The sequence below is a fragment of the Roseinatronobacter ekhonensis genome, from assembly GCF_900499075.1.
Taxonomy (GTDB): domain Bacteria; phylum Pseudomonadota; class Alphaproteobacteria; order Rhodobacterales; family Rhodobacteraceae; genus Roseinatronobacter; species Roseinatronobacter ekhonensis.
In genome coordinates this window covers 24,857-32,395 of the sequence record NZ_UIHC01000039.1, presented here as the reverse complement: position 1 = coordinate 32,395, position 7,539 = coordinate 24,857, and the positions used below count along the sequence as shown (strand labels likewise).

Annotated in this window: 7 protein-coding genes; 4 read left to right on the top strand and 3 right to left on the bottom strand. The window is 62.9% G+C overall.

What is annotated here, in order from left to right:
* Positions 1 to 173: 173 nt before the first annotated feature.
* From ROE7235_RS14680 to ROE7235_RS14665, 4 genes are all read left to right on the top strand, one after another.
* Positions 174 to 2,582 carry a TRAP transporter permease gene (locus ROE7235_RS14680; RefSeq protein WP_245963984.1) on the top strand — a complete coding sequence of 803 codons (2,409 nt, stop codon included), beginning with the start codon at positions 174 to 176 and terminating at the stop codon, positions 2,580 to 2,582.
* A 117-nt stretch (positions 2,583 to 2,699) separates the two neighbouring features.
* On the top strand, positions 2,700 to 2,987 hold the full coding sequence (gene ihfB, locus ROE7235_RS14675) for an integration host factor subunit beta (protein ID WP_121096258.1): 288 nt from the start codon (positions 2,700 to 2,702) through the stop codon (positions 2,985 to 2,987).
* Positions 2,988 to 2,993: 6 nt separating this feature from the next.
* Positions 2,994 to 3,350, top strand: a complete 357-nt coding sequence (locus tag ROE7235_RS14670) for a lipopolysaccharide assembly protein LapA domain-containing protein (protein WP_121096255.1) — start codon at positions 2,994 to 2,996, stop codon at positions 3,348 to 3,350.
* A gap of 7 nt (positions 3,351 to 3,357) precedes the next feature.
* The gene (locus ROE7235_RS14665) at positions 3,358 to 4,014 is read left to right on the top strand and encodes a phosphoribosylanthranilate isomerase (protein WP_121096254.1); all 657 of its coding nucleotides are present in this window, start codon (positions 3,358 to 3,360) and stop codon (positions 4,012 to 4,014) included.
* Here the strand turns inward: ROE7235_RS14665 and ROE7235_RS14660 are convergent.
* From ROE7235_RS14660 to ROE7235_RS14650, 3 genes are read right to left on the bottom strand one after another with little or no spacing between them, the layout of a single operon-like run.
* Positions 4,000 to 4,833 carry a glycosyltransferase family 2 protein gene (locus ROE7235_RS14660; RefSeq protein ID WP_121096253.1) on the bottom strand — a complete coding sequence of 278 codons (834 nt, stop codon included), beginning with the start codon at positions 4,831 to 4,833 and terminating at the stop codon, positions 4,000 to 4,002. The genes ROE7235_RS14665 and ROE7235_RS14660 overlap by 15 nt on opposite strands.
* On the bottom strand, positions 4,830 to 6,542 hold the full coding sequence (locus ROE7235_RS14655) for a hypothetical protein (protein WP_121096252.1): 1,713 nt from the start codon (positions 6,540 to 6,542) through the stop codon (positions 4,830 to 4,832). Before ROE7235_RS14655 ends, ROE7235_RS14660 begins: the two co-directional genes overlap by 4 nt.
* Positions 6,542 to 7,525 carry a hypothetical protein gene (locus tag ROE7235_RS14650; RefSeq protein WP_121096251.1) on the bottom strand — a complete coding sequence of 328 codons (984 nt, stop codon included), beginning with the start codon at positions 7,523 to 7,525 and terminating at the stop codon, positions 6,542 to 6,544. The genes ROE7235_RS14655 and ROE7235_RS14650 overlap by 1 nt, the downstream gene beginning before the upstream one ends.
* Positions 7,526 to 7,539: the final 14 nt, after the last annotated feature.

Sequence of the window (7,539 nt, the reverse complement as noted above, 5' to 3'; positions counted from 1 at the left end):
GCGCTCGACAAACGCACCCCAGACGCGGCATACTTCGAGCAAGCAGAGATACGAAAAGCGGCATGAACATAAATCTGATGCATCTTAGACAAGCCGCAAACCTGTCCTAAAAAGCAGGACCACTTCAATACATCCCCGGCGCGCGCGTTATCGGGTCCGACCAGACGCGGCCGATGCATCTGGCGTTTGCGCTGTTTCTGGCCTTTCTGGCCTATCCGGCGTTCAAGAAATCGCCGCGCAAGCATATCCCTATTCTGGACTGGGCCATGGCGATCGTCGCAGCAGGCTGCGCGTTCTATGTGTTCTGGTTCTCGCGCGAGATTTCTGGATCGGCCCGCGAAGGTTTGCCGACGCAAACGCAAATCTGGGTCGGTGTGGTCGGCCTTGTGCTGATGTTGGAGGCCGCGCGCCGCGCGCTTGGCCCCGCGCTGACCATCGTCGGCAGCATTTTTCTGGCCTATAGTTATTTCGGCACCGGCTGGTTGATCCCCGACCTGATCGCGCATGAAGGCCGCTCTTTCGATGCCATCATCAACACGCAATGGCTGTCGACCGAAGGGGTGTTCGGCATCCCCTTGGGTGTGTCCACGGCCTTTGTGTTCCTGTTCGTGCTGTTCGGCGCGCTTTTGGACAAGGCGGGCGCGGGCAATTATTTCATTCAGCTTGCATTTGCCGGGCTGGGGCATTTGCGCGGCGGCCCTGCCAAGGCGGCCGTGGTGGGGTCGGGCGCGACGGGGCTGATTTCCGGCTCTTCCATTGCCAATGTGGTGACGACCGGCACTTTCACCATTCCGCTCATGAAACGCGTGGGGTTCACCTCTGAAAAGGCGGGCGCGGTGGAAGTGTCGTCCTCGGTCAACGGCCAGATCATGCCGCCGGTGATGGGGGCAGCGGCGTTCCTGATGGTGGAATTTGTCGGCATTTCCTATCTAGAGGTCATCAAGCACGCCTTCATCCCCGCGATCATTTCCTACATCGCGCTGATCTACATCGTCCACCTTGAAGCGTTGCGCAACGGCATCCCGGCACTGGGCAAGGGCGGGTCGCTGCTGGTCATGCTGGGCAAGGTCGCCCTTGGCTTTGTCGTGGCGGGGGCGGTGTTCTACGGCGTCATTCTGGGCGTGAACGGGCTGCGTGCCGCCGCGCCCGCGCTGTCGGCCCCGATCATTCTGGCCGCATTGGCTGTGATCTATCTGGCCTGCCTGTGGGTTGCCAGCCGCCGCGAGGACCTGGAAATGGATGACCCCAATTCCGAAGTGGTCAAGCTGCCCAAGATGAACGAGGTCTTTCCGACCGGCCTGCATTACCTGCTGCCCATAGTTATCCTTGTGTGGTTCCTGATGGTGGAACGGCAATCGCCGTCGAAATCTGCCTATTTCGCGGTGCTGAGCATGTTGTTCATCATCCTGTCGCAACGCCCGATAAAGGCCATGCTGCGCGGCGAGGGGGATTTTATGTCCCACATGCGCGCAGGCGTGGCCGATCTGATCGAGGGGATGATCGCGGGCGCTCGCAACATGATCGGGATTGCCGTGGCGACCGGCGCGGCAGGGATTATCGTGGCCACGGTCACGCGCACACCCATCGGCACCGAACTGGCCGGGCTGGTGGAACTGCTGTCGATGGGCAACCTGTTCCTGATGCTGGTGCTCGTGGGCTTCTTCTCGCTCGTGCTGGGTCTGGGCCTGCCGACCACGGCCAATTACATCGTGGTGTCCTCGCTCATGGCCACGGTGGTGGTTACGCTGGGCGCCAGCGAAGGGCTGATCGTGCCCCTGATCGCGGCGCATCTGTTCGTGTTCTATTTCGGGCTGATGGCCGATGTCACACCGCCAGTGGGGCTGGCCAGTTTTGCGGCCGCCGCCGTGTCGGGCGGTGATCCGATCAAGACCGGCTTTACCGCGTTCTTCTACAGCCTGCGCACGCTCGCGCTGCCCTTCCTGTTCATCTACAACCCCACGCTTATCCTGTATGGCGTGGACCTTGGGACCACGGCAGGCATTTTGCAGGCGGTGTTTATCTTCTGCATTGCCACATTCGCGATGCTGCTGTTTGCCGCTGCAACGCAAGGCTATTTCCTGGCGCGGTCCAAACTTTGGGAATCAGCGGCGCTGCTTCTGGTGGCGTTTACGCTGTTTGTGCCAAACTTCTGGCTGGACCGTATCCAGCCGCCGTTCGAGGAATTGCCGGGCGAGCGTTTTGAAGAGGTGCTGGCCAATGCCGCGCCGGGGGCGGAACTGCGCCTGTATGTCGAGGGGCCGGATTTCAACACCGGAGAGCCGCGCTCGACAACGCTGGTGCTGAACGTGGATGACACGCCACCGGGCCAGCGTCTGCAAGGCACGGGCCTGTTCCTGCTGCCGTCAGAGGACGGGGTTGCCATGGATGAGCCGATGTTCGGAACGCCCTATCAGGAAAAACTGGCGGATTTCGACTTCTACGCCGATCAGCAAGTGCAGCTTGTCAGCGTTGCCCGTGAAGCCGACCGCCTGCCGCAGCAAATATTCTACATTCCGGCGCTGTTGTTGCTGGGGATGGTGATCTTGCTGCAACGGCGGCGGCAGACACAGCCTGCCTTCTAGGCGGAGGTCCACCAAAGGGGGCGGGGCGAATGTCGGTTTCTATGGCGTTGCCCCGCCCTTTTCGTTATACAAACCTGAAAAGCGCAACCAATGCGCGGGCTTGCGGGGGTAACTTGGATGATCCGATCGGAACTGATCCAGAAGATCGCGGAAGAAAACCCACATCTGTTTCAGCGCGATGTCGAACGCATCGTCGCCACGATTTTTGATGAGATTACCGAAGCGCTGGCGCGCGGTGAACGCGTCGAATTGCGCGGCTTTGGCGCGTTTTCCGTCAAGAAACGCGATGCCCGCGTGGGGCGCAATCCGCGCACCGGCGAAAGCGTTGACGTGGCCGAAAAGGCCGTCCCATTTTTCAAGACCGGCAAGCTGTTGCGCGACCGGCTCAACGGTATCGAGGAGTAAACCGATATGATGGCCTACCTGCGAATCGCCCTGTCCGCGATCATCGCGATCGTTCTGGCGACCATCGCGCTTGCGAACCGCGACTTTGTGGCGGTCCAGTTGTTTCCCGAAACCATCGGCAATCTGATCGGCTTCAATTTCGGCTTCGGCTTGCCGCTGTTCATCTTGCTGGGGCTGGCTATCGGGCTGGGGCTGATGCTGGGCTTCATCTGGGAATGGCTACGCGAACATAGCTACCGCGCCGAAGCCGCGCGCCTGCGCCGCCGTGTCGACGCGCTGGAAGCGGATTTGGCCAAGCTGGAAAAAGCAGCACCTGCTGCGGCCCAGAAGGATGACGTTCTGGCCGTGCTGGAAGCAAAGTAACCCACGAATGTCTGCCCATACGCGCGTCAAAATCTGCGGCCTGACTCGCGCGCAGGATCTGGACCATGCCGCAAAGGCCGGGGCCAGCTACGCGGGGTTCGTGTTTTTCCCGAAATCACCGCGCAATCTGACGCTAGAGGCCGCGCGCGATCTGGCTTTGGCCGCACCTGTCGGGCTGGCCAAGGTCGCGCTTGTGGTCAATGCCGATGATGCGATGCTCGACGCGATTCTGGCGCAGGTGCCGATTGATATGATCCAGCTTCACGGGTCTGAAACGCCCGCCCGCGTGGCCGAGATACACGCCCGGTTCGGCCTTCCGGTGATGAAGGCGGTTGGCATTGCCACTGCGGATGACCTGCCCAAGCTGGCACAATTCGAAGCGGTGGCGGACCAGATTCTGGTCGATGCGAAACCGGCGCAGGACGCGGCGCTACCCGGCGGTAATGGCCTGTCTTTCGACTGGCGATTGATCGCGGGGCGGGACTGGGTCAAACCGTGGATGCTGGCCGGCGGCTTGACGCCTGACAACGTGGCCGAAGCGATCCGCTTGACGGGCGCGCAGCTGGTCGATGTGTCCTCTGGCGTCGAAGCCGCGCCGGGGCTGAAAGACCCCGCGCGCATGGTCGGCTTTGTGCAAGCGGCGCGCGGGTTAGCGGCCGCGTGACCAATCCGTGCCCGCAAAGGGACGGCCCGCGCGCACCATGACCGCGACAAAGGCATAGACCGCAAACCCCACCGGATCGGCCTTGGCCAGCGCGGTAATATCCGGGCGGCCCTTGGCCTCGTTTTCCAAAAGCTCTGGATACCGCGTCGCGATTTCAGAGGTGCCCGCATCCTGACGGCGCCGCACCCGAACCAGCCGCCCCAGCCCCTCGACCATTGGCCAGATATAGCTTGCCGCAACCTGCGCGCGTTCTGACGGCGCGAAGAGCAGCCGCACGAAGGTATCATCAGCGATCACGTCGGGGAACTCTGCCCAACGTGCGCGCCCATTGGTGTTGACGGCGAACAGCCCGAAGCCGGGGGCCTGACCCTGGTTGAACGGCACGCGCTGCCAGAACCGCGCATAGGCGCGTGTCAGGCGGCTTTCCGGGCGCGCAATCTGCGGCGTGCCAGTGGCATATCGGGGGGCGTTGGTGCTCAGCTCTGCGATGATCTGGCCCAATAGCGGCGGGCTGACCCGCACATCGGCATCCAGATAGACGCGGTAGCGCCCGATCGCTGTCATATCGCCCATGTTCAGCGCCTTGATTTTCGAGCCTTCGGGCAGGTCCAGCACCTTCAGCATCCAGCCGCGTTCACGGGCGGGCATGTCATAGCGCCCGGCCACTTTGACCGTGTTATCGGTGCAGCCATTGGCCACCACAATCAGTTCCAGCGCATGGCCCGGCACCGGGTCGCTGTCCAGCAAGGCGGCAAGGCATTGGCCGATATAACGGGCCTCGTTATTCGCGGGGATGATGATAGAGATGACGATGCTCATGGTTGCACCTGTGCGGGGTCGAACCCGACCAATGCATCCCAACGGGGGTTGTGGTCGTCCAGGTGGCGCAATGCGCCAAAGCTGCCCCAGCGCCCCGGTGCCCGAATATCGGTGAAATGCGCGAATAACCCGCCCCCACCCGCGACCCAGCCTTGCAACAGCAAGGTGTAGAGATCGGCCATGCCCTGCGAATAGTTCACGTCAATGAACAACGCGGTCAGGTCCGTGTCCTCCATATGGGGGCCAACGCCAACCAGATGCGTGCCGCCCTCATAGGCCACAAGGTCCAGCCCCCAGCGGTCGGCCACGTCGCGGTGGTAGGGCAGGTCGGTGTCCAGAAACGACGCGACCGTGTTGCGGCGGTCGCCGCTGATGGCGCCATCGCGCAATTCGGCAATCATGCGCGGGCGCAGAATGTCATGTGCGCGGGCGCGAGTGAATTCAGCCAATGCAGCCCCGTCCAGCCCTTGGGCGCGGCCCTCCTCCTCGGCCAGCGCTGTTGCATCCCGCAACCAGCCGCGCGTCATGTCCACCTTTTCATCATTGCCCAGAAGCCCGCTGAAATAGCCGGTGATGGCATAGGCATCAAACAGTGTCGGCGGCGCGGGGTTGGCGGGGGTCTCGGCCTGCCAGCTTGGGGCCAGCAGTTGGTTTTCCAGCCCGTGCCAGCCGGTTTGCGTGGCCAGCACCCGCACCAGCCGGTCGCGCTGCCCGTCAAACACGCGGTCGAAAATCTGCACCATCTGTGCCGCGCGCATGGCGTTCCATTCCTGCCAGCGATCCCCGTCGCCCCAACGCGCCTGCGCCTGCTCGCGGGCATGGTTTGCTTGCGGAAAGGACCAGTTCCAGGTCTCATTCGAGAATTCGATCCATGCGCGCAAACCGGGGTCCAGGCGGTCACGGATCACCTGCGCCATCTGAGCGATATAGTCATCGGTGGCCAGATGCGGGATGTTGAACCACGGCTCGGTGCCGGTCTGGTTGGCCAGCCGGATCATGACCTCTAGCGGGACAGAGTTGCGGGTATAGGTATAATCCTGCGGCACCGGGCGGTCGGCCCAGTCCGACAGGGTGGTGCGGTTGGTGTCCTGCCATTCCATGAACCGGAACACCGCCATCCCCGCGACCCGCGCCAACCAGTCGGGATTGAAGATTTCGCCTGCGTCATAGGCCGCGATATGGGGCTGATACACGACGGCAATATCGCGGATCGGATCATCCGCGTCGATATCCGAGACTTGCAGTTCCACCAGTCCGGGGCCGGGCGCGGTGCTGAACCAGATCTCGTTCGGGCCGCGCCGCCGCGTGCCGCCCACGCGGCCTGTGATCTGCACATCCGCGCGCCCTGACCACGTCACACGGTAGTTGCCTGCCACGCCGCCCGCGTCGGGGTGCAGGTCCACCAGCATCAGGCTGGCCAGCGCGCTGGCATCCTCGGGCACAAAGCGCGGCCAGCCATGCGCATCGAGCGCGCCCATAGCCCTCAGGTCGGCTTCTTCATACCCGCCCCATTGGCCGTTGCGGTGTGCAATCCAGGGGCGGGCGTTTTTCATCACGTCTATGAACGGGCGTTGCGGTTGATAGTCGCGCAATTCGGTCAGGTTCATGCCCAGCCAGCGCGGCACGCCCGCGTCGCGAGGTGACAAAAACCCTTCGGCCAATGCCGCCATCGGCAGCCAGAGCGCGATCAGAACGGCCAACACGCGCATCAGCTTTCCCCTGTGGCCTGTGCCAGCCCGGTCGAGCGGACATTGCGCACGACGTCCCACGCGACCTGCTGCATAAGCGCGGCGACTTCGGGCGCGGGCGCATCGGCGGGCGTGCCATCGGCGCGCTGCAAGCGGTGTGGCAAGCCGCGCGGGTCAGCATGGTACAGCGTGGCGAAATGGACCAGCGCAATCAGATAGGCCGCCTTGTCGCTTGGGTGGATGTCGTCGCGGGTTCCATCCTCGGTCAGGGCAAACAGCGCACTTGTGTCAGGCATTCCCGGCAGGCCGCCGCGCGCGGTCAACTCGCGCGCGAATGCCGCCATTGCGCGCCCTGCGGGAATAACATGGATCGTGCCGACATCCGGGTAGGCCTTGGCCTGCGCCAGAATAGTGCCCTCCCAAAGCGCCTCTGCATCGTGGTCAATGCGCGCCAGCCAGTCGGCGGAGTTTGCGTAGGAATGCCATGTCTCGTATTTGTAAATCCGTATTTCGGGTGCATGTTTTCGTGCGAGTTGCGCCCACAGCGCGGTGTAGTGCCCCGAATCATGCCAGCGGATCGCGTCTTTCAGGTTGATCATCTCTGTCATTACCAGCGCGTCATAGTCGCCGCTTTCCAGCGCCGGTTTTGCGGGGCGATAGGCGGGCGGGCGGTTCATCATCTCATGACCGGGAATCGCCTCGTCCGGGTGCCAATGTGTGCGCAGGCTGGCCCCCCATCCAAGCTGGCTGTTGTAGCGCGCACCGGGTTTTCCCGCCGCTTGCGCCAGTTGCACGACAAAGGCGGGAATGTCGGGGCCAATCAGGCTGTGGCCAAGGTAGAAGGTGGCAAAACCGCCGTCTGGTTTGGGCAGGGGCGCGGTATAATGCGCAAGCCGTTCGTCCCGCTCCAGCGGGGCAGGCGGGCGCAGGGCATAGCCAAGCGTCAGGGCACACAGGCCCAGCAGCGCGGTCAAAGCAAACAGGCGTTTCAGGTCAAATCGCATAGCTGCTCTCTATC